The 26,393-nt window shown below is 68.8% G+C and carries 26 protein-coding genes; 9 read left to right on the plus strand and 17 right to left on the minus strand.

Annotated features, from left to right (window positions below):
* Positions 1 to 25: 25 nt before the first annotated feature.
* Together ureG and OHA77_RS10040 are read left to right on the plus strand one after the other, a co-directional pair.
* On the plus strand, positions 26 to 694 hold the full coding sequence (gene ureG / locus OHA77_RS10035; RefSeq protein WP_406317627.1) for an urease accessory protein UreG: 669 nt from the start codon (positions 26 to 28) through the stop codon (positions 692 to 694).
* Positions 695 to 699: 5 nt separating this feature from the next.
* A complete protein-coding gene (locus OHA77_RS10040) occupies positions 700 to 1,476 on the plus strand; it encodes an urease accessory protein UreD (protein WP_406317629.1) in 777 nt (258 codons plus the stop codon).
* A 260-nt stretch (positions 1,477 to 1,736) separates the two neighbouring features.
* On the opposite strand, the gene era is transcribed toward OHA77_RS10040, so the two are convergent.
* The 7 genes from era to OHA77_RS10075 all read right to left on the minus strand — a co-directional run bounded on the left by era (position 1,737) and on the right by OHA77_RS10075 (position 7,582).
* Positions 1,737 to 2,657, minus strand: coding sequence for a GTPase Era (era, locus tag OHA77_RS10045; protein WP_406317630.1), 921 nt, complete (start codon positions 2,655 to 2,657; stop codon positions 1,737 to 1,739).
* A 17-nt stretch (positions 2,658 to 2,674) separates the two neighbouring features.
* Positions 2,675 to 3,007, minus strand: a complete 333-nt coding sequence (locus tag OHA77_RS10050; RefSeq protein ID WP_406317632.1) for a cytidine deaminase — start codon at positions 3,005 to 3,007, stop codon at positions 2,675 to 2,677.
* A gap of 88 nt (positions 3,008 to 3,095) precedes the next feature.
* A complete protein-coding gene (locus OHA77_RS10055; protein ID WP_326820897.1) occupies positions 3,096 to 3,761 on the minus strand; it encodes a hypothetical protein in 666 nt (221 codons plus the stop codon).
* Positions 3,762 to 4,158: 397 nt separating this feature from the next.
* Positions 4,159 to 5,463: a hemolysin family protein gene (locus OHA77_RS10060; RefSeq protein ID WP_326820896.1), complete on the minus strand. Its 1,305-nt coding sequence runs from the start codon at positions 5,461 to 5,463 to the stop codon at positions 4,159 to 4,161.
* Complete coding sequence (ybeY, locus tag OHA77_RS10065) at positions 5,460 to 5,942, minus strand: rRNA maturation RNase YbeY (protein WP_326820895.1); 483 nt, start codon at positions 5,940 to 5,942, stop codon at positions 5,460 to 5,462. Before ybeY ends, OHA77_RS10060 begins: the two co-directional genes overlap by 4 nt.
* A 129-nt stretch (positions 5,943 to 6,071) precedes the next feature.
* Positions 6,072 to 7,139: a PhoH family protein gene (locus tag OHA77_RS10070; RefSeq protein ID WP_406317635.1), complete on the minus strand. Its 1,068-nt coding sequence runs from the start codon at positions 7,137 to 7,139 to the stop codon at positions 6,072 to 6,074.
* A 92-nt stretch (positions 7,140 to 7,231) separates the two neighbouring features.
* The gene (locus OHA77_RS10075; RefSeq protein ID WP_326827025.1) at positions 7,232 to 7,582 is read right to left on the minus strand and encodes a histidine triad nucleotide-binding protein; all 351 of its coding nucleotides are present in this window, start codon (positions 7,580 to 7,582) and stop codon (positions 7,232 to 7,234) included.
* Positions 7,583 to 7,867: 285 nt separating this feature from the next.
* Between OHA77_RS10075 and OHA77_RS10080 the strand changes: the two genes are divergently transcribed.
* Both OHA77_RS10080 and OHA77_RS10085 read left to right on the plus strand, forming a co-directional pair.
* A complete protein-coding gene (locus tag OHA77_RS10080) occupies positions 7,868 to 8,347 on the plus strand; it encodes a SigE family RNA polymerase sigma factor (protein WP_043655278.1) in 480 nt (159 codons plus the stop codon).
* Positions 8,344 to 9,006, plus strand: coding sequence for a hypothetical protein (locus tag OHA77_RS10085; protein WP_406317637.1), 663 nt, complete (start codon positions 8,344 to 8,346; stop codon positions 9,004 to 9,006). The genes OHA77_RS10080 and OHA77_RS10085 overlap by 4 nt, the downstream gene beginning before the upstream one ends.
* Before the next feature lie 4 nt (positions 9,007 to 9,010).
* Here the strand turns inward: OHA77_RS10085 and OHA77_RS10090 are convergent, their stop codons facing one another.
* The 3 genes from OHA77_RS10090 to hrcA are packed head-to-tail and all read right to left on the minus strand — an operon-like array spanning position 9,011 to position 11,944.
* Positions 9,011 to 9,742 carry a 16S rRNA (uracil(1498)-N(3))-methyltransferase gene (locus OHA77_RS10090; protein WP_406317639.1) on the minus strand — a complete coding sequence of 244 codons (732 nt, stop codon included), beginning with the start codon at positions 9,740 to 9,742 and terminating at the stop codon, positions 9,011 to 9,013.
* A gap of 33 nt (positions 9,743 to 9,775) precedes the next feature.
* Positions 9,776 to 10,918 (minus strand): molecular chaperone DnaJ, encoded by a 1,143-nt coding sequence (gene dnaJ, locus OHA77_RS10095; protein ID WP_406317641.1) that lies wholly within the window; start codon positions 10,916 to 10,918, stop codon positions 9,776 to 9,778.
* A gap of 12 nt (positions 10,919 to 10,930) precedes the next feature.
* Positions 10,931 to 11,944, minus strand: coding sequence for a heat-inducible transcriptional repressor HrcA (gene hrcA / locus OHA77_RS10100; protein WP_326827024.1), 1,014 nt, complete (start codon positions 11,942 to 11,944; stop codon positions 10,931 to 10,933).
* Between the two features lie 335 nt (positions 11,945 to 12,279).
* On the opposite strand from hrcA, the gene OHA77_RS10105 reads away from it, so the two are divergent.
* Positions 12,280 to 13,095, plus strand: coding sequence for a DUF3097 domain-containing protein (locus OHA77_RS10105; RefSeq protein ID WP_326820890.1), 816 nt, complete (start codon positions 12,280 to 12,282; stop codon positions 13,093 to 13,095).
* 27 nt (positions 13,096 to 13,122) lie between these two features.
* On the plus strand, positions 13,123 to 13,899 hold the full coding sequence (locus OHA77_RS10110; RefSeq protein WP_406317643.1) for a DUF4870 domain-containing protein: 777 nt from the start codon (positions 13,123 to 13,125) through the stop codon (positions 13,897 to 13,899).
* Between the two features lie 12 nt (positions 13,900 to 13,911).
* On the opposite strand, the gene hemW is transcribed toward OHA77_RS10110, so the two are convergent.
* Together hemW and lepA are read right to left on the minus strand one after the other, a co-directional pair.
* Positions 13,912 to 15,123 (minus strand): radical SAM family heme chaperone HemW, encoded by a 1,212-nt coding sequence (hemW, locus tag OHA77_RS10115; RefSeq protein WP_406317644.1) that lies wholly within the window; start codon positions 15,121 to 15,123, stop codon positions 13,912 to 13,914.
* A 79-nt stretch (positions 15,124 to 15,202) separates the two neighbouring features.
* Positions 15,203 to 17,041, minus strand: coding sequence for a translation elongation factor 4 (gene lepA, locus OHA77_RS10120; RefSeq protein WP_406317646.1), 1,839 nt, complete (start codon positions 17,039 to 17,041; stop codon positions 15,203 to 15,205).
* 74 nt (positions 17,042 to 17,115) lie between these two features.
* Between lepA and OHA77_RS10125 the strand changes: the two genes are divergently transcribed.
* Both OHA77_RS10125 and rpsT read left to right on the plus strand, forming a co-directional pair.
* Positions 17,116 to 18,117 carry a hypothetical protein gene (locus tag OHA77_RS10125; protein WP_406317648.1) on the plus strand — a complete coding sequence of 334 codons (1,002 nt, stop codon included), beginning with the start codon at positions 17,116 to 17,118 and terminating at the stop codon, positions 18,115 to 18,117.
* 148 nt (positions 18,118 to 18,265) lie between these two features.
* Positions 18,266 to 18,538: a 30S ribosomal protein S20 gene (gene rpsT, locus OHA77_RS10130; protein ID WP_184756966.1), complete on the plus strand. Its 273-nt coding sequence runs from the start codon at positions 18,266 to 18,268 to the stop codon at positions 18,536 to 18,538.
* A 287-nt stretch (positions 18,539 to 18,825) separates the two neighbouring features.
* On the opposite strand, the gene OHA77_RS10135 is transcribed toward rpsT, so the two are convergent.
* A complete protein-coding gene (locus OHA77_RS10135; RefSeq protein WP_406317649.1) occupies positions 18,826 to 19,176 on the minus strand; it encodes a transposase in 351 nt (116 codons plus the stop codon).
* A gap of 227 nt (positions 19,177 to 19,403) precedes the next feature.
* Between OHA77_RS10135 and OHA77_RS10140 the strand changes: the two genes are divergently transcribed.
* Complete coding sequence (locus OHA77_RS10140; protein WP_326820884.1) at positions 19,404 to 19,742, plus strand: hypothetical protein; 339 nt, start codon at positions 19,404 to 19,406, stop codon at positions 19,740 to 19,742.
* 161 nt (positions 19,743 to 19,903) lie between these two features.
* Here the strand turns inward: OHA77_RS10140 and OHA77_RS10145 are convergent, their stop codons facing one another.
* From OHA77_RS10145 to OHA77_RS10160, 4 genes are all read right to left on the minus strand, one after another.
* Entirely contained in the window at positions 19,904 to 21,277 is a 1,374-nt protein-coding gene (locus OHA77_RS10145) for an IS1380 family transposase (protein ID WP_406316051.1), read from the minus strand.
* 760 nt (positions 21,278 to 22,037) lie between these two features.
* Positions 22,038 to 23,009: a DNA polymerase III subunit delta gene (gene holA / locus OHA77_RS10150; protein WP_406317650.1), complete on the minus strand. Its 972-nt coding sequence runs from the start codon at positions 23,007 to 23,009 to the stop codon at positions 22,038 to 22,040.
* 275 nt (positions 23,010 to 23,284) lie between these two features.
* Positions 23,285 to 23,752, minus strand: a complete 468-nt coding sequence (locus tag OHA77_RS10155; RefSeq protein ID WP_406317651.1) for a nuclear transport factor 2 family protein — start codon at positions 23,750 to 23,752, stop codon at positions 23,285 to 23,287.
* Between the two features lie 272 nt (positions 23,753 to 24,024).
* Positions 24,025 to 26,352 carry a ComEC/Rec2 family competence protein gene (locus OHA77_RS10160; protein ID WP_406317653.1) on the minus strand — a complete coding sequence of 776 codons (2,328 nt, stop codon included), beginning with the start codon at positions 26,350 to 26,352 and terminating at the stop codon, positions 24,025 to 24,027.
* Positions 26,353 to 26,393: the final 41 nt, after the last annotated feature.

Consider the following 26,393-nt stretch of genomic DNA (forward strand, 5'->3'; position numbering starts at 1 on the left):
AGCACCTGAGAGGACGGTAACGCCCATGGGCGCCAACCACGACGACCACCATCAGGCGGCCGACCCGCACGGGCGGGCGCTCCGCCTGGGCATCGGCGGACCGGTGGGCAGCGGCAAGACCGCGCTGACCGCGGCCCTGTGCCGGACGCTCGGCCGGACGCTGCGCCTCGGCGTGGTGACCAACGACATCTACACCACCGAGGACGCCGAGTTCCTGCGCGCGGCGGGGGTGCTCGACCCGGAGCGGATCGCCGCCGTGCAGACCGGGTGCTGCCCGCACACCGCCATCCGCGACGACATCGCCGCCAACCTCGACGCGGTGGAGACCCTGGAGGAGCGGTTCGGCCCGCTCGACCTGGTGATCGTGGAGAGCGGAGGCGACAACCTCACCGCCACCTTCAGCAGGGGCCTGGCCGACAGGCAGATCTTCGTGCTGGACGTGTCGGGCGGCGACAAGGTCCCCCGCAAGGGCGGCCCCGGTGTGACGGCGGCCGATCTGCTCGTGATCAACAAGATCGACCTGGCTCACATGGTCGGCGCCGATCTCACGGTCATGTCCCGCGACGCGGCGGCCGTACGGGGCGGCAGGCCGGTGCTGTTCACCTCGGTCAGGGAGGAACCGGGCGCACACGCCGTCGCCGAATGGGTCCTCGGGCTCGTCGGGTCCTGGTCCCACGACCACACCCACGTCTGACCCGCATGCCGACGACCGGCCGGCTGGAACGATCGGCCCCCCGGCGCTCGATGACCGCCCGGGCCGCGATCGTCACCGAACGCGGCCCGGGCGGGCGGACCGTGCTCGCCAGGATGCGGTCCGACCCGCCGCTTACACTGCGCGGGACCGCGCCGGGTCAGGTGCACCTGGTGTCCACCGCCGCCGGGCCACTCGGCGGTGACGACCTCGCGCTCGACATCGAGGTGGGACCGGGCAGCACGCTGGACGTGCGGTCGGTCGCGAGCACGCTGGTGCTCCCCGGCTCCGGACCGGCCGAGTCGCTGATGACGATCACAGCCAGGGTGGGCGCGGGAGCGTCGCTCTGGTTCGCCCCCGAGCCGACTGTGCTGGCGGCGGGCTGCCTGCACCGCATGGTGGTACGGCTGTCACTGGCCGAGGACGCCCGGGTGTTCTGGCGCGAGGAGATCGTCTTCGGCCGGTACGGCGAAAGCCCCGGCCGATGCCACTCCCGCTTCGACGCCACAACCGGGGACGGCCCGCTGCTCCGGCAGGAGCTCGTCGTGGGTGATCCGGCGATCGACACCGGCCCCGCCGTGTACGGCGGCGCCCGGTGCGTCGGCAGCGTCCTGACCAGCGGGCGGGCACCCGCGTCGGTGATCGGGGACGGCTGGGCGCTGCTCCCCCTGGCCGGGCCCGGCACCCTGGTCTCCGCGCTCGGCGGGGACGCCGTCGAGCTGCGGCGGCGCCTGAGAGAGGGCACGTCCCACCTGGACACCGGCAACGCACCGGCCTGGGCCTGATCGCAGGAGTCCCGGCTGCGGAGTCCGGACCGGCACCACCCGGCCCTCGGCCCGGCCGACCGGGTTCCGTTGATCGGTCACGGTCAGCCGGGCACAGGCGGACGGGCACGGTCAGCCGGGCACAGTCAGCCGGACACGCTCGGACGGGCACAGTCAGCCGGACGCGCTCGGACGGCCACGCCCGGATGGGCACAGTCAGCCAGCCACAGGCGGACGGACACAGGCGGACGGCCACGCCCGGACGGCACAGCCCGACGGGATCAGTCGTAGAACCCCAGGCGACGGAGCTGCTTGGGGTCGCGCTGCCAGTCCTTGGCGACGCTGATCCGCAGATCGAGATAGACCCTGGTGCCGAGCAGCGCCTCGATCTGCTGACGTGCGCGGCTGCCGACGTCCTTGAGCCGGCTGCCCTTGTGCCCGATCACGATGGCCTTCTGCGACGGCCGCTCGACGAACATGTGCGCGTAGATGTCGAGCAGGTCGTCGCGGCCCTCCCGGGGCAGCATCTCGTCGACGACGACCGCGATCGAGTGCGGCAGCTCGTCCCGGACGCCCTCCAGCGCCGCCTCCCGGATCAGCTCGCCCACCAGCACCTGCTCGGGCTCGTCGGTGAGCTGGCCGCCCTCGTACAACGGGGGGCTTTCGGGGAGCCGGTCGATCAGCACACCGGCCAGCACGTCGAGCTGCTCACCCGACTGCGCCGAGACCGGGACGATCTCGGCGAAGTCCGCGAGCTGGGAGAGCGCCAGCAGTTGGGCGGCGATCTGCTCGCGGGTGGCCAGATCGCACTTCGTCACGACGGCGACGACGGGGGTCTTCTTGACCGCGGCGAGCTTCTCGGCGATGAACCGGTCACCCTTGCCGATGGGCTCGTTTGCGGGCACGCAGAACCCGATCACGTCGACCTCGGTGAGCGTGGACAGCACCAGGCTGTCCAGTCGCTCGCCCAGCAGGGTGCGGGGCCGGTGCAGGCCGGGTGTGTCGACGATGATGAGCTGGGCGTCCGGGCGGTGCACGATGCCACGGATGGCCCGGCGGGTGGTCTGGGGCTTGGAAGAGGTGATCGCCACCTTCGTGCCGACCAACGCGTTCATCAGCGTGGATTTTCCGACATTGGGCCGGCCGACGAAGCAGGCGAAACCGGCATGGAAATCAGCAGCTGAGGAACTCACGTCAACCATTGTCGCCGATGCCGGCCTCAGTTCTGACGCACGGTGCCGCTGGGGTCGGCCACGAGCAGCGTCGTACCGCCCATTTCGCGGACCGCCCGCGCGTCCGCGTCGGCCGGTCCGGCCCCCGCGGTGACCAGCGCCGCCGCCTCCAGGGACTCCGCGCCGCTGGAGACGGCCATCGCCACGGCGACCTGCAGCGCCGAGAGCGTCAGCGACGGCAGTGCCACGTTCGTCGCCGCATAGGTCCGGCCGGTCTCGTCGCGTACGGCGGCACCCTCGGCGGCGCCGTTACGGGCACGGGCGGACCGGGCCAGAACGATGATCTTGTTGTCCTCGGGGTCGAGGGTCGCGTCACTCACAGCGCAAGGGTAGCCAGCATCCGGCCTCCGGTCCCCATCGACCTGCCTGCCGTCCCGTACCGCCGGCCGGAATGAGGCCCGGCTCTGGTCAGGGGGTCGCCCGCTCCACAAGGAACCGGGCGAACTGCTGGGTGCGCCTGACATCGACGTCCGCGAGCCCGGTGTGCACCAGCGAGACCAGGGTCCCCCCGACCCGGGCGAAGACCACGTGCATCTCGTAGGGGTATCCGTCCAGCCGGCCGCGTAGCCGTTTGGCCTGCACGTCGTCGCCGAAGGCCTCCAGCTCCAGACTGGACACCCTCAGGGAGGTGCCCCTGCCCGGCCGGGAACTCCGGGCGACCGGACAGCCGTTCAGGGCCTCGGTCAGCTCCTCGAAGCGATGCTCGGCGCCGTCGACGGTGTAGGACGCCAGACCGACACCGGCCAGCTCACCCAGTTCCTCACCGGCGTAGGTCGCGTCCACCCGGCTCTCCGGCGCCCACTGCGGGGCGCTGCCCCCCGCCATGGCGAAGACGAGCCGGCAGTCGCGACCGGCCGGGCGGAAAGGAGACTTCCACGCCTCACCGGGCTGGGCGGAGAATCCGTCCGGTAGTTCCTGCGCCTTCGGTAACAGCCCCCGCAGCCGCACCAGCTCCGCGCCGGCGTCTTTTCCCGTCTTTTCGCTGTAGTTCATCCCGGCACCGCACGCCGCCGACACACCGGCCAGAACCCCGCAGGCGCCCACCGCGATGGCCGTTCGGACCCCTCGCCTCATGACCGTTCCCCCGAATGTCACGTGCGAGGAATACTGTCCCCGCCGCTCCGCTTTCTTCCCCCTCGGCAAAAGCGGCAATCATCGAGAAACACGTAAAGGGTGTTCTCAACCGCGTTATGCGCTTGAGAACACCCTTAAGTGAGCGACGCGGGACCGGATGACGGCCACCTTGGCGCTCTTCCCCCACGGAGCCATCCCTGGTGCCACTGACCCCCCGGCATCGAAGACGATCTCCACCGGCTCCCGCGCGACCGGGTGCCGTAATGCGAGAATGACAGGCACCGCTTGCAGATCGGTTGCGGAACGTTTGGAACTCGTCGACGCGGCCGGCTTTCCCGCGGCTCGCCGTGTCCCCGCACCGGATCTGTCAATCGGCGTCGTTCATCGCCCTATGGGGTCAATCCTGTTCTGACGAGGCTCCGACCGAGTCGGACTCGGCGGTGACGGTCCGCCTGACGAGAACCGTGCCGATCCGGTTACGGCGCCCGGCGAGGCTCTCCGCCGTCAGGCTGAGTCCCTCCACCACCGCCTCGGAACCGGCGATCGGCACCCTGCCCAGCGCGTGCGCCAGCAGACCGCCGACGGTCTCGACGTCGTCCACCTCGAGCTCGATGCCGAACAGGTCCGCCAGGTCGCCCACGGGAAGCCTGGCCGTCACCCGGACCGAGCCGTCGTCCAGCGGCTCCACCCGGGGAGCCTCCTGGTCGTATTCATCGGTGATCTCACCCACGATCTCTTCGAGGACATCCTCGATGGTGACCAGGCCGGCCGTCCCGCCGTACTCGTCGATGACGATGGCCTGGTGGATCTGGCGGGCCTGCATCTCACGGAGGAGCTGGTCGATGGGTTTGCTCTCCGGCACGTAGGTGGCCGGACGCATGATCGTCTCGACCTGTTCGGCCTGGCCGCCGTCACCGGTCTCCTGCACCCGGCGCACGATGTCCTTGAGATAGGCGATGCCGATGACGTCGTCCTCGTTCTCACCGACCACGGGGATCCGGGAGAACCCGCTGCGCAGGGCGAGCGACAGGGACTGGTTCAACGTCTTGCCGCGTTCGATGAACACCATGTCGGTGCGGGGCACCATGACCTCGCGGACCAGGGTGTCCCCGAGCTCGAAGACCGAGTGGATCATCTCCCGTTCGTCCGGCTCGATGACCCTGCGCTCCTCGGCCAGGTCGACCAGGTCGCGCAGCTCGGCCTCGGAGGTGAACGGCCCCTCCCGGAAACCCTTGCCGGGCGTCACCGCGTTGCCGAGCAGGATGAGCAGCTTGGGGAGCGGGCCGAAGATACGGGTCAGGCCGTACACGAGAGGGGCGCTGGCGAGTGCGATCGGCTCGGCGTGCTGGCGGCCCAGCGTGCGCGGAGAGACGCCGACGATGACGTAACTGACCACGATCATGACCGCGGCCGCGGCGGCGTAGGCCCAGCCCTGGTCGTCGAGCCAGTCGATGAAGAGCAGCGTGGCGATCACCGTGGCGATCAGTTCGCAGCTCAGTCTGAGCAGAAGCAGCAGGTTGAGATAGCGCGGTGGATCGGCGACGATCGCCTGCAGGCGCCCCGCGCCCCGGCGTCCGTCACGGCCGAACTCCTCAGCGCGGACGCGCGAGATGCGGGCCAGAGCCGTCTCCGCGCTGGCTATCAGCCCGCCGATCACGACGAGGACGATGGCTGAGAACAACCACCCGTTGGCGAAGTTCACCGTTGGGTGCGCACCTCCCGCCACGATTCCAGGAGTTCGCCCTGCAGGCCGAACATCTCCTTGTGCTCATCGGGCTCCGCGTGGTCGTAACCGAGCAGATGGAGAATGCCGTGCGTGCACAGCAACTCCAACTCCGCCTCGGTGCTGTGCCCGGCCTCGGACGCCTGCCTGGCAGCCACCTGCGGGCAGAGCACCACGTCGCCGAGGAGCGCGGGGTCGGTGGGGGCGTCCCCCTCCTGCCGGGCTCCGGAGCCCGGGCCCGGACGCAGCTCGTCCATCGGGAAGGAGAGCACATCCGTCGGGCCGGGCTCCCCCATCCACTGCTCGTGCAGCACCGCCATGGCGTCTTCGTCCACGATCAGGATCGACAGCTCGGCGAGCGGGTTGATGCCCATCCGTCCCAGCACATATCCGGCCAGGGAGACGATGAGCCCCTCGTCGACCTCCACCCCGGATTCGTTGTTGACCTCGACACTCACTGGTCGTTCACCGCTTCTCGCTCACTCCGCGGCCCGCTCATACCTCGCGACCCGCTCCACTCACCGCGTCGGATTCGCTCCGCGCTCACTGGTCGTTCACCGCTTCCCGCTCACTCCGCGGCCCGCTCGTCATGTTCTCTCCCGGGAGCGTTTGACCACACCCTTGATCACCGGTGCCGCGTTGGTCTGCCGCTGCGTCTCGTCATAACGCCCGTAGGCGTCCACGATGTCGGCCACCAGCTTGTGCCGCACCACATCCGCACTGGTCAGGCGGCTGAAGTGAATGTCAGGGATGCCTTCGAGGATCTCCTGAACCACTCTCAGGCCGCTCAGTGTGCCACCCGGCAGGTCGACCTGGGTGACGTCACCGGTGACAACGATCTTCGAGTTGAATCCCAGACGCGTCAGGAACATCTTCATCTGCTCGGGCGAGGTGTTCTGCGCCTCGTCCAGGATGATGTAGGCGTCGTTGAGCGTGCGGCCTCGCATGTAGGCGAGAGGGGCGACCTCGATCGTGCCCGCGGCCATCAGCCGGGGGATCGACTCGGGATCGAGCATGTCGTGCAGCGCGTCGTAGAGCGGGCGCAGGTAGGGATCGATCTTCTCGTAGAGCGTGCCGGGCAGGAAACCCAGCCGCTCACCCGCTTCGACCGCAGGACGGGTCAGGATGATCCGGTTGACCTTCTTCTCCTGAAGGGCCTTCACCGCCTTGGCCATCGCGAGGTAGGTCTTGCCGGTGCCGGCCGGACCGATGCCGAAGACGACGGTGTGCTTGTCGATCGCGTCGACGTAGCGCTTCTGGTTCACGGTCTTCGGACGGATGGTCCGGCCCCGTGAGGAGATGATGTCGAGGGAGAGCACCTCGGCAGGACGGTCGGAGGTCATCCGCAGCATCGCGATGCTGCGCTCCACGGCGTCCGTCGTGAGCTCTGCCCCTCCCTGGACGAGCTCCGACAGCTCTTCGAAGAGACGCACCACGGTGCTGCTCTCCTCCGGGCTGCCGGTGATCGTGATCTCGTTGCCCCGGACGTGGATGTCGGCACGGAAGGCACCCTCGATGACCCGCAACAACTCATCGCGCGAGCCCAGCAGGCTGACCATCGAATGATCGTCCGGAATCACCACCTTTGCTTGGGTCCGGCTGGGGCCCTTCGATCGTGGTGGGGACGTTCTGCTGGAATCGTTTGTCTCGGACATAGGCGGGCCTTTCGGCCTGTTCGCCTCCAGGTATCGGCGCGGAACTACTCCGCCATCGTATCCGTGATCGACGCTGTCGCGCTTACCGGTTTTTACCCGGGCGGCCAGGTCAGACCACGCCCGCCCAGCACGTGTCCGTGCACGTGGAAGACGGTCTGGCCCGCCCCGGGCCCGGTGTTGAAGACCAGGCGGTATCCCGAGTCGGCGACGCCCTCCTGCTCGGCGACCGCGTGTGCGGCCTTGAGCACGTCGTCGGCGAGTCCGTGGTCGGCCGCGGCCAGCGCGGCCGCGTCCGGGTAATGGTCCTTGGGGACCACGAGCACGTGCGTGGGCGCCTGCGGGTTGACATCGCGGAAGGCCAGCGTGCGATCGGTCTCATGGACGATCTTCGCGGGGATCTCTCCGGCCACGATCTTGCAGAACAGGCAGTCGGCTTCGCTCACCATGCAGGCACCCTATCCTCCCCTGACGTTGCCAATCGGTGATGGTGCATCGCCAGCAAAGAAAGATCCACCCGGATATGGTGGGTATGCAAAACTTCAACAACCACAGCCCATTACGATTCGCACGATATGGCCGCCTGGCGAGGACACGACTGGGTCATGCCCCCTAATGAACCGGAAGAGCGTAAACCCTCTGGGAAGGCCGAGCGTCCCACTGATGTGACCACCGAGACCCTCGTGGCCGACAGGTCGCTGGGGGCGGTGCCCGTCGGGTGGGATGCCGACATGGCCGTTACCGCGCTGTACAGCGCGCATTACCGGTCGCTCGTGCGTCTCGCTGTGCTACTCGTCCGTGATATGGCAACCGCGGAGGAGGTCGTGCAGGACGCGTTCGTCGCCATCCATGGCGCCTGGCGTCGCCTGCGTGACACCGACAAGGCACTCGCCTACCTGCGCCAATCGGTCGTCAACCGATCCCGCTCGGTGCTTCGGCACCGGGCAGTCGTGGAGAAGTACGCCCCCAAGGGCATGCCGGACGCACCGAGCGCCGAGAACGGCGCGATCGGGGAGTTCGAGCGGTCCGCCGTCATCGAGGCACTGCGCGGGCTGCCCGCACGCCAGCGCGAGGCACTGGTCCTGCGCTATTACGGAGACCTTTCAGAAGCGCAGATCGCCCATGCCATGGGCATCAGCAAGGGCGCGGTCAAGAGCCACACCGCTCGTGGCATGGCCGCCTTACGGACCTCACTGGAGCAACTGTCATGACCGACTCCCCCGACGAGTACGGCGAGCTGCTCCGCCGTGTCCTCAGTGCGGAGGCGAACTCGGTCGTTCCCTCCCCCGACGGACTGGAGATCATCCGCGCCCGCGTGGAAAGACGCGGGCTCCGCGGCCTGATGTGGTGGCGCGCCGGAGCCTCTGTCGCCGGGGCCGTCCTGGTCGCGGCCACCGTGGTCATGGTGGTGCCGACATTCCGCGAGCAGGTGAGCCAGACGGTGAACAGCAAGGAAATCACCTACACCCAGTCGACCGCACCTGACCTGTCCGCCACCTCGCGGGCTCCCTCGAACAATCACAACCCCCTCCCGGTCGTCACCAGGTCGGGGTCGGGCACCACGGCACCCGCGCCGCTCCCCACCCACGCCAAGAGCACCGGACCGAGCCCCAGGGCCACGCCGAAGCCGACTCCGAAACCCACCCCGAAACCCACGCCGTCCGTCACCTGCCCCACGACGCTCCCCGAAAGCACACCGGGCGAGCCGGAGGAGCTCACGGAGGAGTGCAAGGAGACACCGACCTCGAAGCCATCGGATTCCGTCACCCCTTCGGAGACCCCCTGCCCGGTCGAGGAGTGCCCGCCGCCCGACGAACCGGCGCCACCGATGCCGACGGAGGCGCCGACCTCCGTCTCCTCCGGCCGCTAGGAGATCACCAGCGGCCGGAGCGCGTCTGAAGCACGGCCGCCGCGGCGACCCCGGCCGTCGAGGTGCGCAGCACCGTCGGACCGAGCAGCGCCGGTACGGCTCCCGCCTCCCGGAACGCGACGATCTCCTCTTCCGCGACCCCGCCCTCAGGTCCGACCACCACGACGATGTCGCCGGCGCCGGGAAGCTCCAGGGCGGAGAGCGCGGAGGACGCCTCCTCGTGCAGCACGATCCCCAGGGCGGCCGACGACAGCAGCGCGGCCACTCCGGCGGTGGTCACGGGTCCGGTCACCTCGGGTAGGTGAAACCGTCGAGACTGCTTGCCCGCCTCCCTCGCCGTGGAGCGCCAGCGATCGAGCGACTTGGCCGCCCGGTCGCCCTTCCACCGGGTCACGGACCGGGCCGCGGCCCAGGGAACGATCACGTCGACCCCCGCCTCGGTCATCATCTCCACGGCCAGCTCGCCCCGGTCGCCCTTGGGCAGGCCCTGCACCACGACCAGGCGCGGCTGCGGGACCGGAACCTCGTAACGGCGGAGCACCTCGACACGGAGGGAGTCCTTGCCCGCATCGCGGACCACGCACTCGGCCACGGTGCCTGCGCCATCGGTCAGGTCCAGCCGTTCTCCGGCCCGCAGCCGCCGTACGGCCGCGGCGTGCCGTCCCTCCGGCCCGCCGAACGTGAACTCCGTACGGGCCAGATCGGCCGCCTCGGCCAGGAAGACCGGAGCCGTCATCGGCCGTTGGAGCCGTGCCGGCGGGCGCCCCTGTCAGCGGCCATTGAAAGCGTCCCGCAGCCGGGAGAAGAACCCCTGCTGGCCGGGGGCGAACTTGCCGGGCGGGCGCTCCTCGCCCCGGAGCTTGGCGAGCTCGCGCATGAGCTCTTCCTGGGCCGGGTCGAGGCGGGCGGGTGTCTCCACGTTGACATGGATCAGCAGATCCCCGCGGCCGTTCTCGTTGAGGTGCTGGACGCCCCGGCCGTAGAGCGGGATGGTCTGCCCGGACTGGGTGCCCGGCCGGATGTCGAGCTCCTCCGGACCGTCGAGCGTCTCCATGGTCAGGATGGTGCCCAGCGAGGCCGCGGTCATCGGGATCTGCACGGTGCAGTGCAGATCGTCACCCCGGCGTTCGAAGATCTCGTGCGAGCGCTCAACGATCTCCAGGAACAGGTCGCCGGGCGGGCCGCCACCCGGACCGATCTCGCCTTCGCCGGCGAGCTGGATGTGGGTGCCGTCCTCCACCCCGGCCGGGATGCGGACCTTGATGGTCCGCCGGGTGCGGACCCGGCCGTCACCGGAGCACTCCTGACAGGGGTTGCGGATGATCGAACCGAACCCGCCGCACTGGGGGCAGGGACGGGAGGTCATGACCTGCCCCAGGAAGGACCGCGTGACCTGGGAGATCTCACCGCGGCCATGGCACATGTCACAGGTGTCAGGATGGGTGCCGGCCGCGGCGCCGGAGCCCGTGCAGACCTCGCAGAGCACGGCGGTGTCCACCACCAGCTCGCGGGTGGTGCCGAAGGCCGACTCGCTCAGGTCGAGCTCCACCCGGATGGTCGCGTTGCGACCCCGTCGGGCACGTGACCGCGGACCGCGGCCACCGCCGCCGCCGGCTGCGCCGAAGAAGGCGTCCATGATGTCGCTGAACGGGAAGCCCGCCCCGAAGCCCCCGGCACCGGCGCCGGCACCCGAGGCGAACGGATCGGCGCCCATGTCGTACATCTGACGCTTGTTGGCGTCGGACAGCACCTCGTATGCCTGTGTGATGTCCTTGAACCGCTCCTGGGTCTCAGGGTCGGGGTTCACGTCGGGATGCAACTCTCGAGCCAGGCGGCGGTATGCCTTCTTGATCTCTTCCGCACTGGCGTCGCGGCGCACCCCGAGGGTGCCGTAGTAGTCGCTCTTAGCCACTTAGTTGACCTCTTAGGATGCAGCCAGGATCTGGCTGACGTAGCGTGCCACCGCGCGCACCGCGCCCATCGTGACCGGGTAGTCCATTCGCGTCGGACCCAGCACACCGAGCCGGGCCAGTTGCTTGTCCCCCGAACCGTATCCGGCGGCGACGAGCGATGTGCCCTGGAGACCCGTGTAGGGGTTCTCCGAGCCGATCCGCACCGTCAGAGCCGAAAGGTCCGAGGTCTCACCGAGCAGGCGCATGAGCACGACCTGCTCTTCCAGGGCCTCCAGCACATCGCGGAGTCCGACGGTGAAGTCGGCTCCCGCGAGGTTGGCGGCCCCGGCGAAGACAATCTTTTCATCATGCCGGTCCACCAGGGACTCCAGCAGCACCGACAGGACCGTGGCCGCGAGCGGCCGGTCCTCCGCCGGAAGCCGGGCGGGCAGGTCGGCGACCATGTCCGGGACACGGGCCAGCCCGCAGCCGTCCAGGCAGGCGTTGAGAGTCGCGCGCAGATGGGCGACGCGGGTCTCGTCGACCACGTCGGGCAGTTCGACCACGCGCTGCTCGACCCGTCCCGTGTTGGTGATGAGCACGAACATCAGCCGGCGCTCACTCAGCGGGACCAGCTCGACGTGGCGGACCGCGGAGTTCGTCAGGGTGGGATATTGCACGACGGCGACCTGACGGGTGAGCTGCGCCAGCAGCCGCACCGTGCGCATCACGACGTCGTCGATGTCCATGGCTCCGGCGAGGAAGGTCTCGATGGCCTTCCGCTCCGCGCTCGACAGCGGCTTCACCTGCGAAAGCCGGTCGACGAACAGCCGGTAACCCTTGTCGGTGGGGACCCTGCCGGCGCTGGTGTGGGGTTGGGCGATGTAGCCCTGCTCCTCCAGCACCGCCATGTCGTTACGGATGGTCGCGGGCGAGACACCCAGGTTGTGCCGTTCGACGAGGGCCTTGGAGCCCACCGGCTCGTTGGTGGACACGTAGTCCTCGACGATGGCGCGGAGCACCGCCAACTTGCGGTCGTCGACCAACGCGCTCACCTCCTTGCCCGCACCCGAACGCGAAACGCCAGGTCTGGCACTCTGTGTTCCCGAGTGCCAAGTGTACGGCCCTTGCCCGCGGGGTGCGATAACACGACGTCAGGATGACAGAGTCGAGCGGTTGTCAAGCAACCCCTATCGCCACACAAGCGGTAAGACTCACAATTTATGACATGCCCCCCGGCGGGACCACCTCGGACGTACCGGGCTACGGCGCACCTCGACAGCCCTGCGGCCCGCAGCGTCAGGCCGCGGCCGCACGGCGGGTGATCGCGGCTTTTTGCTACCGTCCCCTTGATCCGAGATGAGAGAGCGGGCGGTGGCTGATGTACGAGCGTGACGTGCTTGCGGAGAACTGGCGACGCCCTCTCAAGGGGAAGATCCCCCAGGTCCCCGCCGAGCTCGACCTGGTCGTGGAGGACGCCGGTGGCGGCTTCTGCGGCGCCGTGGTGGCCTGCGACAAGGAAGCCGTCACGCTGGAGGACCGGTTCGGGCGGCGGCGGCTGTTCCCGCTGGAGCCCGCCGCCTTCCTCCTGGAGGGCAAGGTGGTGACGCTGGTACGGCCCGCCGCCGCGCCGCAGGCTCCCCGGAGGAGCGCCTCGGGCTCCATCGCGGTGGAGGGCCTGCGGGCCCGGGTGGCGAAGGAGAGCCGGATCTATGTGGAGGGCGTGCACGACGCCGCCCTCGTGGAGAAGGTCTGGGGCCACGACCTCCGGGTCGAAGGCGTGGTCGTGGAGTATCTCGAGGGAATCGACCACCTGCCCTCGATCGTGGCGGAGTTCGGGCCGGGTCCCGACCGCCGTCTGGGCGTGCTCGTCGACCATCTGGTCCCCGGCTCGAAGGAGAGCCGGATCGCCTCCCAGGTCTCCTCGCCACACGTGCTGATCGTGGGGCATCCGTTCGTGGACGTCTGGCAGGCGGTCAGACCCTCCGTACTGAAGATCGCCTCCTGGCCGCCGGTCCCGCGCGGTCTTCCCTGGAAAGAGGGCGTCATCGCCGCCCTAGGCTGGGACCTGGAGCCCAGAGACGCCTGGCGCCGTATTCTCGGATCGGTCACCACCTATGCCGACCTGGAGCCGGAACTCCTCGGCCCGGTCGAGGAGCTGATCGACTTCGTAACCGCTCCGGGCGAGAACGACTGACCACGCCGCACCCCGTCAGGAGGGGCCATGAGCGACCGTCCCGAGGATCCACGACAGGAACCCGCAGCCGAGGAGCACACCAGGCGCATCGATCGACCACCTCGGTCCGGCGCCTCCCAGCCCGGCCAGGGCCCTCCCCCGCCCGCCCCGCCGTACGGGACGGGCGGCCACGGCTACCCGGGCGCCTATGAGCCCTCCGGCCCCTTCCAGCCCGGCCAGGGGCACCCTTCACCCGCCGCCCCGCCGTACGGAGCGGGCGGCCACGACCATCCGCAGGCCGGCCAGGGCTATCCGCCGCCCGCCCCGCCGTACGGAACGGGCGGCCACGGCTACCAGGGTGCCCCGCCGTACGGCCCGGGTGGGCACGGCTACCCGGGTGCCTACCAGCCTCCCGGGCCATATGGCGGGTACGGCCCGCCCCCCGGCTACGGGCGTCCGCCCGGCTACGGGCATCCGGCGCCTCCGGGGACGTACGGCCCCCGGCCCGGGAGCGACGACACCACCATGGCCACGCTCGCCCATCTGCTGGGGCTGCTGACCTGGTTCATCGGCCCGCTGGTGCTGTATCTCGTCAAGAAGGACGAGTCCCCCTACGTGCGGGACCAGGCGGCCGAGGCGCTCAACTTCCAGCTCACCCTGGTGATCGCCTACGTGGTCTCCTGGATCCTGGCGTTCATGCTGATCGGCTTCCTCCTGATGCCGGTGGTCTGGATCGGCTCGATCGTCTTCATGATCATCGCCGCCGTCGCGGCCAACCGGGGGGAGAACTACCGCTACCCGCTGAGCATCCGCTTCCTCAGGTGAACGCGGACGGTCTCAGGTCAGGTCGCGGACCAGGGCGTCGGCCAGGAGACGGCCGCGCAGTGTCAGCACCGCGCGGCCTGCCTTGAACGGTTCCACCTCCAGCAGCCCGTCGGCCAGTGCCCGGGCCACCACCGGCGGCCGTTCGAGCTCCTTGAGCGGGAAGCCCTGGACCAGCCTGAGCTCCAGCATCAGCCGCTCCACCGCCCTGTCCTGCGGGGTCAGCACCTCGCGCGCGTGCGCGGGCGAGGTGCCGGCGGCCAGACGCTGGGCGTAGGCCGCCGGATGCTTGACGTTCCACCACCGGGTGCCGCCGACATGGCTGTGCGCGCCGGGGCCGACGCCCCACCAGTCGCCACCGGTCCAGTAGAGCAGGTTGTGACGGCAGCGCCCGGCCTCCGAGGTGGCCCAGTTGGACACCTCGTACCACTCGAACCCGGCCTCGGCGAGCATCGCGTCGGCGATGAGGTAACGGTCGGCGGCCACGTCGTCGTCGGGCATGGGCAGCTCGCCGCGCCGGATCCTGGCGGCCAGCCTGGTGCCGTCCTCGACGATCAGCGAGTAGGCCGACACGTGGTCGGGCCCGGCCTCGATCGCCGCCGTCAGCGAGGCACGCCAGTCGTCGTCGCTCTCCCCCGGCGTGCTGTAGATCAGGTCGAGGTTGACGTGGTCGAACCCGGCCTCCCTCGCCTCCCGTACGGCACTCGCCGGGCGGCCGGGCGTGTGCCGGCGGTCCAGCACCGCGAGCACGTGCTCGCGGGCGCTCTGCATGCCGAAGCTCATCCGGGTGAACCCACCGGCCCGGAGCTCGGCCAGGTAGGACGGATCCACGGACTCGGGATTGGCCTCGATGGTCACCTCGGCGCCCGGGGCGAGCCCGAACTCCTCCTCGATCGCGCCCAGGATCCGGACCAGGTCCGCCGCCGGCAGCAGGGTGGGGGTGCCCCCGCCGAAGAACACGGTCTCGACCGGCAGTTCCACGTCGCCGAGGTTGGCACGCGCCCGCCGCACCTCGTCGACGGCGGTGTCGGCGTAATCCTGGTGCGAGGCGCCCGGGCCCAGTTCGGACGCCGTGTAGGTGTTGAAGTCGCAGTAACCGCAGCGGGTCACGCAGAAGGGCACGTGGACGTAGAAGCCGAAGGGCCGCCCGCCGAGCCCGTGGAGCGCGCTGTCGGGGAGCCGGCCCGAGGCCGGTACGGGGTCACCGTCGGGAAGTGTGGATGGCACGACACCCAGTCTGCCGCTCCGGCCGCGATGCCCCGTACCGCGGGCCGAAGCTCACCGGCCCGCGCCGGAGCCGGTCAGGCTACTTCTTGGCCTTGTCGATGGAGGACTCGGTGGACAGCGCGGCGACGAAGGCCTCCTGGGGCACCTCGACGCGGCCGACCATCTTCATCCGCTTCTTGCCTTCCTTCTGCTTCTCCAGCAGCTTGCGCTTACGGGAGATGTCGCCGCCGTAGCACTTGGCGAGGACGTCCTTGCGGATGGCGCGGATGTTCTCCCGGGCGATGACACGGGCGCCGATGGCGGCCTGGATCGGGACCTCGAACTGCTGCCTCGGGATGAGTTCCCGGAGCTTCTTGGCCATCTCGACGCCGTAGCCGTAGGACTTCTCCCGGTGGACGATGGCGCTGAAGGCGTCCACCGCCTCCCCCTGGAGCAGGATGTCGACCTTAACCAGATCGGACTCCTGCTCGCCCGAGGGCTCGTAGTCCAGCGACGCGTAGCCGCGGGTCCGGGACTTGAGCTGGTCGAAGAAGTCGAAGATGATCTCACCGAGCGGCATGGTGTAGCGGATCTCGACGCGGTCCTCGGACAGGTAGTCCATGCCCTGCAGGTTTCCCCGGCGGTTCTGGCAGAGCTCCATGATGGCCCCGATGAACTCCGAGGGGACCAGCACCGTGGATTTCACCATCGGCTCGAAGACCTTGTCGACCTTGCCCGTCGGGAACTCCGACGGGTTGGTCACCGTGACCTCCTTGCCGTCCTCCATGATCACCCGGTAGACCACGTTGGGCGCGGTGGAGATGAGCGAGAGGTTGAACTCGCGTTCCAGCCGCTCACGGACGATCTCCATGTGGAGCAGGCCGAGGAAGCCGCAGCGGAAGCCGAAGCCCAGGGCCGCGGAGGTCTCCGGCTCGTAGACCAGGGCGGCGTCGTTGAGCTGGAGCTTGTCCAGAGCCTCGCGGAGCTCGGGATAGTCGTCGCCGTCGATCGGGTAAAGCCCGGAGAAGACCATCGGCTTGGGGTGCTCGTAACCGCTGAGCGCCTCGGTGGCCGGGCGCCCGACGGAGGTGACGGTGTCGCCGACCCGCGACTGGCGGACGTCCTTCACCCCGGTGATGAGGTAGCCCACCTCGCCCACGCCGAGCCCCTTTTCGGCGATCTTCGGCTCCGGCGAGATGACGCCGATCTCCAGGGTCTCGTGGGCCGCGGCGGTGGACATCATCAGGATGCGCTCGCGCTTGCCCAGGTGACCGTCCATGACCCGGACGTAGGTGATGACGCCGCGGTAGGTGTCGTAGACGGAGTCGAAGATCAGCGCACGGGCGGGCGCGTCGGCGTCGCCGACCGGGGCCGGGACGTTGCGCACCACGTGGTCGAGCAGCTCCCGGACACCCACGCCGGTCTTGCCGGAGACCTTGAGCACGTCCTCCGGCTCGCAGCCGATGAGGTGGGCGATCTCCGCGGCGTACTTCTCCGGCTGGGCGGCCGGCAGGTCGATCTTGTTGAGCACCGGGATGATCGTCATGTCGTTGTTCATGGCCAGATAGAGGTTCGCCAGGGTCTGCGCCTCGATGCCCTGCGCGGCGTCCACCAGCAGGATCGCTCCCTCACACGCCTGAAGCGAGCGGGACACCTCGTAGGTGAAGTCGACGTGGCCGGGAGTGTCGATCATGTTGAGGACGTAGTCGGTGTCGTCCATCTTCCACGGCAGCCGGACCGCCTGCGACTTGATGGTGATGCCGCGCTCGCGCTCGATGTCCATACGGTCGAGATACTGGGCGCGCATGGAGCGATCGTCGACCACGCCGGTGATCTGCAGCATGCGATCGGCAAGCGTCGACTTGCCATGGTCGATGTGCGCGATGATGCAGAAGTTGCGGATCACCGCGGGATCGGTCTGGCCAGGCTGAATGCGCACCGGTGTCCGTTTCGACGGGATTGATGACGATCGACGACTGGCATACCAGCCGTCTTCCATGGTGACATGTCCGGGTGATTGCCCGGACCAGAGCACGGCGCAGCCTGCGGTTTCTCGCGATGGTGGCCGCCGTGCTCCTTGTGCTGCCAGGAGTGGCCGCGGCCACTCTCACCATCCAGTTTACCGGGACACCCGCTTCGTGGGCGAAAACCACCGGTCACGATGCCCTCTGGCTCGGCCATGCATGGGTTGACGGCCGCAAGAACGCCGCCGACGTGAAGGGCCTCGCCGTACGGCTCCGCAAGACGGGGATCAAGGACGTGTACGTCCACTCGGGGCCTTTCTCCTCCGATGGGACGCTGCCCACGGCGAAATACCCCAAAGCTGGCGATTTCTTGAAATGGTGGCATGCGGAGCTGCCGGACATCCGGGTATCGGCCTGGCTCGGCCAGAAGGTCGACGGCGTCCTGAACCTCGACGACCCGGCCTCCAGGCAAAACGTGCTGGGCAGCGTGAGCCGTGTCATGGCGCTGGGCTTCGACGGAGTGCACTACAACTTCGAGCCGATCGGCAGTGGCGACACCGACTTCCTCGATCTGCTGTCCCGGACACGCGCGGTCGTGGGTGACGGCCTGGTCTCCAGCTCCACTCCGCAGATCGAACCGTTCCCGCTGACGCGCCCGGCCGTCCGCGCCGTCATCGGCCACGACAAGTACTGGTCACCCGACTACTTCAAGGAGGTCGTGGCCCGCACCGACCAGGTTGCGATCATGACCTACGACTCCTTCCTCCCCTCCGAGCTGCTCTACGGCGGTCACGTCGTACGGCAGGGCACCATTGCGCTGGAGCTCGTGCCATCGGACAAGACCCTGCTGCTCGGCGCCCCGGCCTATCACGACCACGGCGTGCCCTGGGTCGACGGAGCGGAGAGCGTCGCGACCGCGGCCGAGGGCGCTCGGCTGGCGTTGACCGCCCATGGCCGGCCCCGCGAGCGGTTCGGGCTGGCGCTGTACGTCGACTTCGCGGCGACGGCGGAAGACTGGGCCGAATACGAGCGTTTCTGGTCACACGCATGAGAGCGGCACGTTAGACTAACTAGGCATCCCTCTGTCCAGGCAGTCGATTTGAGCGACCGTCCGGACAGACGGTAGCCTGTTCAACTGCGTGTGGCGCGCCCTCTCTGCCCGCGCGCCCCACTCCGACGACATTCACCGAGGCTTCTTCGTGGCGAACATCAAGTCCCAGATCAAGCGCAACCGGCAGAACGAAAAGGCCCGGCTGCGTAACAAGGCTGTCAAGTCTTCCCTGAAGACGGCGGTCCGCAAGTTCCGCGAGGCCGCCGACCAGGGCAACGTCGACGAGGCCGTCGCGCTGCAGCGCGTCGCCTCCCGTCAGCTGGACAAGGCGGCCAGCAAGGGCGTGATTCACAAGAACCAGGCTGCCAACCGCAAGTCGGCGATCGCCCAGCGCGTCGGCGAGCTGTCGGCCGCCAAGTAGTTCAGGCTCTTCCGGACGCCGCACCCCTTTAAAGGGGTGCGGCGTTCTGGCGTTCCGCCCGGTAGGCCTCCCAGGTCGCCGTTCTGTGGATCCACCGATCGGACCATTCCGGCCCGCATGACTCCTCTTGAACCTCCTGACAGCACCGTGAACAGAGCGCCGGGACACGCGTGCCCCTCCGTGGCTCGTCAGTCGTACAGGCGCCAGGCCGTACTGCGGCCCGTAGTAGAAGACCTCCTCGATCTCGACGAGGAGAGCGAGCCGAGGACGGTAACCCTTGACGATCATTACGTAGACCGCCTGTGGCGATCATCCTCACTCGTGCAGGTCGGCGAGGATTCGGCTGCCCGGTTCCGGCTTGGCTGCGAAGGGCACTCGGCCGCCTGACGGCGTTTGATGCCGTCTGCCCACTCCTTGGGCGAACAGGAGCGGGCGCCGACCAGTGCGTGCCCGGCAGGGGACGCATAGCTGCGGTACACGACATTGATCCCGTTGGAGACCCGGCCTGCGCAGCGGATGTGCTGGCGTTTCACCCTGGCCATGGCGGTGCTCTTCTTCCCCTGCCCGGACTCATCCAGCACCGCGACCGCTTCGGTAGTGGCCAGGTGCCCGGTCACGAAGCCGCGGACCCAAGTCATCACGGACACCCTACGTCACGTACCGGACACCTTCGGTAAATATTACGATCTTCGGTTGTCGTACTATGATCATCAGCAAGCTTCTCCACCGAGCTAAATCACCCGACGCGTCTGTCGCCGGGTTCCTGATGGATCGGTGATCGATCAGGCACTGCGATACATCGTTGATGTGCCTAACGTCTCAAGGCGTTCTTTCGCCATGCCCTCATTAATTGGAAGGTTCTTTTATGCATATTTCGAGTATCGTCCGTTCCGCCGCGATGGCCCTCACGGCTCTGGCCCTGGTGTCGACGGTCTCTGCCTGCGGCGGTGGGGACAGCACTGCGGGAAGTGCTGGTGCCGGGAACGTCGACAAGGCCACTTTGATCGACAAGATGAAGGAGAAGCCGGAATCGAAGGATATTCCGACTTCAACCATGGACTGCATGGTCGGTGTCTTGATGAAGCACGGCGACCAGGCCACATTGCAAGGCATCATTGATGGCAAGGTGAACATCGACAATGACTTCAAAGCCTTTGGCGCGAAGGAGAAGCAGGTCCAGGAAGAGATAGACAAGTGCCTCTAGCCTCGATCTTTCACGATCTTCGTGTGGTCGGCTGAGGCATTCGGCTGAGGGTTGATTTCGCTTTCTGGTCAGCGTGGTGGCCCGGCTGTCGCGCCGGGTGGGCGGGGTTCCACTGGCCCGTTGGATCCTTCTTGCTTGTCGTGGACACGGGTTTTCGCTGGTCAGGTCGGCGCGGGCAGAGCCTGCAGGCGAGCGATGGCCGTAATGATCTGTATCACCCAGGGCCATCGGGCGGCCAGGCGCAGGCGGACGCGGCGTCCCCCGCGGACCAGCCGTCCGGCCACTGCCAGCAGGCGCAGTCGCAGGCGTTTGGGTTCGTAGCGGCGGGCCGGGCCGTCCAATGCGAGCAGCTGCATCCAAGCCAGGAGTTCGCAGGCCAGCGCGACGATCTCGCACCAGATCTGGTTCTGGGTGAAGTCGTGCAGGGGCAGGTTGGCCAGGCCGGTGTCCTTGGCGCAGCGGATGCGGTCCTCGCAGCGGGCCCGGCGGCGGTGGCGTAGTTCCAGGTCGGCGAGCTGGCCGTGCTTGGTGTTGGTGACGAAGCAGGTGAAGCGGTGTCCGCCCGAGTCGGTGAAGCGTAGTTGCGCGCCCGGGTGCGGGCGTTCTTTGCGGATGATGACGCGCATGCCCTTCGGCCATGAGGTCAGATCGAGCAGGCCGGTGATCTCGGCGACCCACGCGCCGGGCCGGACCTGGCCGCCCGCGTCGTAGGCCGGTGTCCACGCGGTGGCCGGGAGCCGGAGAATCGCGGCGCCGATGTCGTCGGTGAGGGTGAAGCCGATCGAGTACCTCAGCCATCGGCCGGGTCTGCTCAGCCAGGACAGGAACGCGTGGGTGCCGCCGCCGGCGTCGGCGCGGATCAGCACCTGACGGCGCAGGTGTGCCGGCAGTTGGGCTTGGGCCAGGCGGACTGCGGTGATGTGGTCGGCGGCGGTGTTGGAGCCGGCGTTGCCGGGCCGCAGTGTGATGGCCAGGGGTTCGCCGGAGCCGCTGCTGCCGTGGTCGGCGAAGACGGTCATGGGGTGGAAGCCGAAGGTCTTCTTCCAGGTGGGGGTCGCGTGTTGTTTGTCGGAGTGGGCGATGACGATGGTGGCGTCCAGATCGATCGGGATCGGTTCACCATCGGCACCGGGCGCATGTTGCCCGGCCAGGTGCCAGGCACGGGAGCGGGCGCCTGCGCGGGCGGCACGGATCGCTTTGAGCGCCCGGTCGGGGTCGGCGGCGAGCCGGTCGATGAGCCGGGAGACGGTCGGGTCGGAGGCGATGGGGCCGAACAGGTCGGGCTGGGAGCGCAGCAGCGCGATGTCGGCCAGGCAGTCGCCGCCCAGGGCGAGGGTGAGGGCGAGATCGGCGATGGTCTTGCCGGGGTCGTGGATCGCACGAGATGGCCGCCACCGCTGTAGGTGCTCCGATAGGGCCTGGTCCAGGCCGGTGACGCGCAGGGTTTCCAGCAGGAGCAGAGCGCCTGATTGGGAGACGAGACCAGAGCCGTCGGTGGACACAGTGATCTTGCGGTGGGAAGCGGTAGTCTTCACGTGAAAAGTGCCTCGTGAACTGGTGGGGACGGGACCTTCGACAAGTCCGATCCTTCCAGGTCACAGGCACTTTTCTCATGTAAACGATCAAGCTCAGCGAAATTCACCGTGAAAGCCCGAGGCTAGCGCTGCCCCGCGCCAGAGAGATTTAAGGGCCGGAGTTACCTAACTGTCTGGCGAGGTGTCACACTCCACCGCACCGTATTCACCATCTGATCCGTGCGCGCCGTCATCGGCAAAGTGCCTGCTCTGAACTGCGGATCAGAAGGTTGAGGTCTCGCGTACCTCCGGCCGCACAGCTGCACGAAGGCCCTTGAACAGGCGCTACGCCGTCCTGGGCCTTCGTGTTTTCTTGATCGCCTTGGTCGCTTGCCACCGAGGCGATCTCAGCGAGAACGATTTGCGCATCTGAGGTTTCCGCCATCAAGCAGCGTCGATGAGCGCGAACCGAGATAGGTCCACGACATCATCGCCGCCCGCATTCACGTCCTACCGCTCCTGCATCCCGCCTGCGCCCACGGCCTGCCCCTTCTGGCCGACCCGGCTACGGTGGGGCCGGAATCGGCATCCGCGTCCCGGTCCGCCAACCCGCCGACGGCAACATCCTCGATGTCGACACCCACACCCGCAACACACTGCGCCGCCTCGGCGAACGCGGCTTCGCCCTCCTCGCCCAAACGCTGACGCGCCCTGCAGCACATCACCGCCGGCCCCAGCAAAATCAGCGCCGCCCGCGCCATACTCGTCCGCGAACGGAGTGCTAACGACCCGTACGGCTGGCCACAACGGTCTGAATCATGTGCTCCAGGGCATAGGCGGGATCGGCGCCACCCCCCTTGACCTGTTCGTCCGCTGCGGCAGCGGCCTGGATCGCCCGGGCGATGCCATTGGGGCCCCAGCCGTTCAGCTGCCGCTGAACCCGGTCGATCTTCCAGGGCGGCATCCCGAGGTGACTGGCGAGCTGTCCACCCCGCAGGTTGCGCGGGGCGCCGCCCACCTTGGCCAGCGACCGCAGCCCCCCGGCGAGCGCGCTCACCAGTAGCACGGGGGCCGTTCCGGTGGCGAGCGCCCAGCGGAGTTGCTCAAGGGCGTCACCCAGGCGGCCTTCGACGGCCGAGTCCGCCACGGTGAACCCGCTGACCTCGGCCCGGCCCCGGTGGTAGCGGGCGACAGCCGCCTCGTCGATGGTCTTGCCCGGGGTGTCGAAGGCGAGTTGGCTACAGGCGGCGGCGAGTTCCCGCAGGTCGTTGCCGACCGCGTCGAGTAGGGCGGTGGCCGCGTCAGTCCCGATGCTCCGCCCCGCCCGCTTCAGCTCTGCCTTGACGAAGGCGAGCCGTTCGGCCGGTTTGGTGAGCTTGGTGACGGTGACCACTCGGGCACCGGCCTTCTTGACCCCGTCGACCAGGGCCTTCCCCTTGACCCCACCGGGATGGACGAGGACGATCACGGTCTCCTCGGCCGGATGGGCGGTATAGGAGACGATCTCCGCGATGACGTCCTTGGCCAGATCCTGGGCCGAGCGGATCGCCACCACGGATCTGTCACCGAACAGTGAGGGCGAGGTCAGCCGGGTCAGCTCCCCCAGCTCGACCTTCCCACCGATGAGATCGTGCACCTCGGTGCCCGGGTCAGCCACCCGTGCCGCCGCGATCACCTCCCCCACCGCACGGTCGGCCAGCAACTCCTCGTCGCCGATTACCAGGGTCACAGATGCCGGGTCGGTTGCCACCATGTCAGCAGCATGCCACGTGCCGGCGACCGGATCGCCGACAGCAAGCCGTTCGCAATCCGATCACAGGCGCCGCACGGCAGCTGTGGAGCAATCAACGGGTTGAAGGTCCCGTCATGTATCACTCTGTGCGCCGCAGCCAGTCGGTCTACGCCACCGGCCGGGACGCCGGGTTCCGCGGTCCGGCCAAGATCACGGTCTGACCACCGCACGGGAAACCGGGGACAGCACCGGGGACAGCGGATGAGAAGCCGGTGCGCCGGGAACGCGCATGGATGTCAGGCGCCCTGCCGGGTCTCCTTCCACGCCTCGGCCCACCCTCCCTGCACCATGGTCTGGAAGACCCACCGGCCGTCGGCTTTCACCAGCAGATCCGCGTAACGCATGCCGTACGGCTCGCCGTTCGCCGTCACCGTCGCATCGGTGACGACGACGACCAGGTGCTCGGTCAGGAAGTGCGGTGTACGGGTGGACTCCATCTGGATGTCGCCCTGCCCGTCGCCTCCCATCACCCCGGCCATCGTGCGCATGAACCGCTCACGCGTCCACTGGGCCGCCAGACCCTCACCGTCGGCGCTGTCGGTCACCACGTTGAGAGGGAACATCGCCATGTCGGCCATGCGCTCGACGTCGGCCTTCGCACTGTGGGCGTCGTACTCGGCGAACCAGGCCTCGACGCTCCGCCGATCTTCCGCCGTCGGGGTGAAGGCACCGCCGCCGAATGGGGATTTCCGGGCTTCCGTCACTGTCCACTCCTTCGTTGCCTGCACACGTTGTCCGATACGCCAGGGCGGGGGCTCACCTGGAGGGGCGGGCGGACCCGTCCCCGGCGACTCAGCATGAATCGTACTCTGTACGGTACAACGTACGACATATTTGTCGAACATCTTCCGTGCGGATGCGGAAATGACGCGACTGTTCGCATCCACCCCGATCCCGGCCCCGGCCGACCGCCCAGGCTCTCTCATCGCTTTCGGCCCGACCGGTGTCACCTGTCGTCATGACCGGCAAGTGCCGCTCACCGGCCGGCCGGACCTCGGGTGACGACGGCCAGACCTCCGTCCCGGGCCACCACGGCGAGGTCCCCCGCCAGGTCGGTCCGGTAGGCCCGGACACCGAGCATGTTCAGCCGGGCCATGGTCGACGGGGCGGGATGGCCGTAGTCGTTGTCGGCTCCGACACTGATCAAGGCGGCACGAGCACCTGACGCTGCAAAGAAGTCTGGATCATGCCCATTTGATCCGTGATGAGGGATTTTCAGAACATCGACCTGGGGTAGGCCCCGTCGCAGCAGCTCCCTCTGGGTCTCGGTCTCGATGTCTCCACTGAGCAGGGCCGCACCGGCGGCCCAGCGCACATAGAGCACGACACTGGCGTTGTTGACGACCGCCCCTTCCCCTCCACCCTCCGGGGGCCTCCCGTCCGGCGGGGCGATGACCGTGAGTTCGGAGGGACCGAAGCGCCAGCTCGCACCCGGCAGCGCCGCCCACTCGGCGACCCTGCGACGGGCGAGATCGTTGCTCAACCTGCCGCTCTCCCGCTCGGCGACCCGGTGCGGGGTGACCACCACCGCTCCCACCCGGCGCCCTCGGAAGACTCCGTCCAATCCACCGACGTGGTCGAAGTGCGGGTGGGTGAGAACGACCAGTGGCACCTCGCTGACACCCATGGACCGCAGGCACCGGTCCATCAGCACCGGGTCGGGCCCCGCGTCCACCACCACCGCACGGCCCGGTCCCGCCGCGACCAGCAGCGCGTCTCCCTGGCCGACGTCGCACGCGACCAGCAACCAGCCTCTGGGCGGCCAGCGAGCCACGATCGGCGCGACCGTGGTGACGGCGAGAATCACCCCTGCCGTCACCGCCAGGACGACCCTGCGTGACCACCGACGGCGCAGCGCCAGGATGGCGATCGGAGCCGTGACCGCCAGGACGGCCAGGCCGATGACGCCCCCCGGCCACGGAATGACCGCGAGTGGGAGCCCGGCGGCGCGTTCCGCCACCATGATGATCCATCCGGTGGCGAGCCCCGCCGGGCGGACCAGCACCTGGGCGAACCCCATGTGCAGGGGGGCGACCAGCGCCGCGACGGAGCCGAGCAGGGTCGCGGGTGCGACGGCGGGGCCCGCGAGCAGATTGGCGGGGATCGCCACCGGGGCGAGCTGCCCGGACATCAGGACCAGCACCGGGGTGACGGCCGCCTGGGCCGCCGCGGGCACGGCGATCGCCTCGGCGACCCAGCGGGGCATCCGCGTCGCCAGCCGGTCTCGCCAGCGGGGTGCGATGACCAGGATGCCACCGGTGGCGCAGACCGACAGGGCGAAGCCGTAGGACCGGGCGAGGACGGGGTCGAAGAGGATCAGCCCCAGAACGGTCGCCGACAGGGCCGCCACGCCGTCGCGCGATCGGCCCGTGCCGAGCGCCGTCGCGGCGACGGTGCCCATCAGAAGGGCACGGAGCACGCTGGGCGACGGGCGGGCGACGATCGCGAAGGTGAGCATGGCGAGCACCGCCAGTGCCGCCCGGACCGCGAGAGGCAGCCCCGCGGTCCGGGCCAGCGCGACCGCCGCACCCGCCACGATCGCCAGATTGGCACCGGAGACAGCGGTGAGGTGGCTGAGTCCGGCGTCCTTGAAATCGGCTTTCACCTGCCTGTCCAGATGGGAGACGTCGCCGACCACAAGTCCCGGCAACAGGCCGCTCTGCAACGGCGGCAGCACACCGGCGGCCTCCCGCAGCCCCGACCGGAGCGCTCCCGCTGTGCTCTGCACCCATGAGGGTCCGCTCAACACCCGCGGCGGCCCCCGCACCAGCATCACCGCCGCGAGCAGCTCGCCGGAGTCGGCCGGCCCGAAGCGCCCCTGGACGGCGATTCGCTGGCTGGGCAGCAGGGATCTCCACTCGCCTCCGGAGGCGAGCATCACCACGGGGACCCGCACGGTCGTCCTGGCCGGCCCGATCCCCACCGCCTCGATCCGCGCGGGCACCACGAAACTCTCCCGCCGATGCGGTCCTCCGTGCTGCGCCAGCTCCCGGGGGTCGTCCGTCACCACCGCCTCCACCGTCGCCGAAGCCCTCCTCTCCGCCATCTCGGCCACCGGCCCCGTGCTGATCGCGTGCACGTGCAGGGCCACCGTCCCGGCGACGGCCGCCACACACCCCAGCACCCCGATCACCGCATTACGCCAACCGGCGATCCCATCGGCGGGAATCATCACGGTCGCTGAGAGCGCGCCCACGGCTGCGACCCCGGCCACCGCGGCGCTCACCAGCGGTGGACAGCCCAGAAGGGCGAGAGCGGTCGCCCATGAGGCAAGGGCGGGCAGAACCAGATGGAGGGCGTGCACGCGCCAAAGCGGCGCCGCGCCGTTCGCATCCTGTCGTTCTT

It is taken from the genome of Streptosporangium sp. NBC_01639 (assembly GCF_045209755.1).
Taxonomy (GTDB): Bacteria; Actinomycetota; Actinomycetes; order Streptosporangiales; family Streptosporangiaceae; genus Streptosporangium.

Coding starts and splice junctions, on each gene's coding strand:
- ureG (WP_406317627.1), top strand. CDS start 26: ATGGGCGCCAACCACGACGACCACCATCAGGCGGCCGACCCGCACGGG.
- OHA77_RS10040 (WP_406317629.1), top strand. CDS start 700: ATGCCGACGACCGGCCGGCTGGAACGATCGGCCCCCCGGCGCTCGATG.
- era (WP_406317630.1), bottom strand. CDS start 2,657: ATGGTTGACGTGAGTTCCTCAGCTGCTGATTTCCATGCCGGTTTCGCC.
- OHA77_RS10055 (WP_326820897.1), bottom strand. CDS start 3,761: ATGAGGCGAGGGGTCCGAACGGCCATCGCGGTGGGCGCCTGCGGGGTT.
- OHA77_RS10070 (WP_406317635.1), bottom strand. CDS start 7,139: ATGTCCGAGACAAACGATTCCAGCAGAACGTCCCCACCACGATCGAAG.
- OHA77_RS10080 (WP_043655278.1), top strand. CDS start 7,868: ATGGCCGTTACCGCGCTGTACAGCGCGCATTACCGGTCGCTCGTGCGT.
- OHA77_RS10085 (WP_406317637.1), top strand. CDS start 8,344: ATGACCGACTCCCCCGACGAGTACGGCGAGCTGCTCCGCCGTGTCCTC.
- OHA77_RS10090 (WP_406317639.1), bottom strand. CDS start 9,742: ATGACGGCTCCGGTCTTCCTGGCCGAGGCGGCCGATCTGGCCCGTACG.
- OHA77_RS10105 (WP_326820890.1), top strand. CDS start 12,280: ATGTACGAGCGTGACGTGCTTGCGGAGAACTGGCGACGCCCTCTCAAG.
- OHA77_RS10110 (WP_406317643.1), top strand. CDS start 13,123: ATGAGCGACCGTCCCGAGGATCCACGACAGGAACCCGCAGCCGAGGAG.
- OHA77_RS10135 (WP_406317649.1), bottom strand. CDS start 19,176: ATGACTTGGGTCCGCGGCTTCGTGACCGGGCACCTGGCCACTACCGAA.
- OHA77_RS10140 (WP_326820884.1), top strand. CDS start 19,404: ATGCATATTTCGAGTATCGTCCGTTCCGCCGCGATGGCCCTCACGGCT.
- holA (WP_406317650.1), bottom strand. CDS start 23,009: ATGGTGGCAACCGACCCGGCATCTGTGACCCTGGTAATCGGCGACGAG.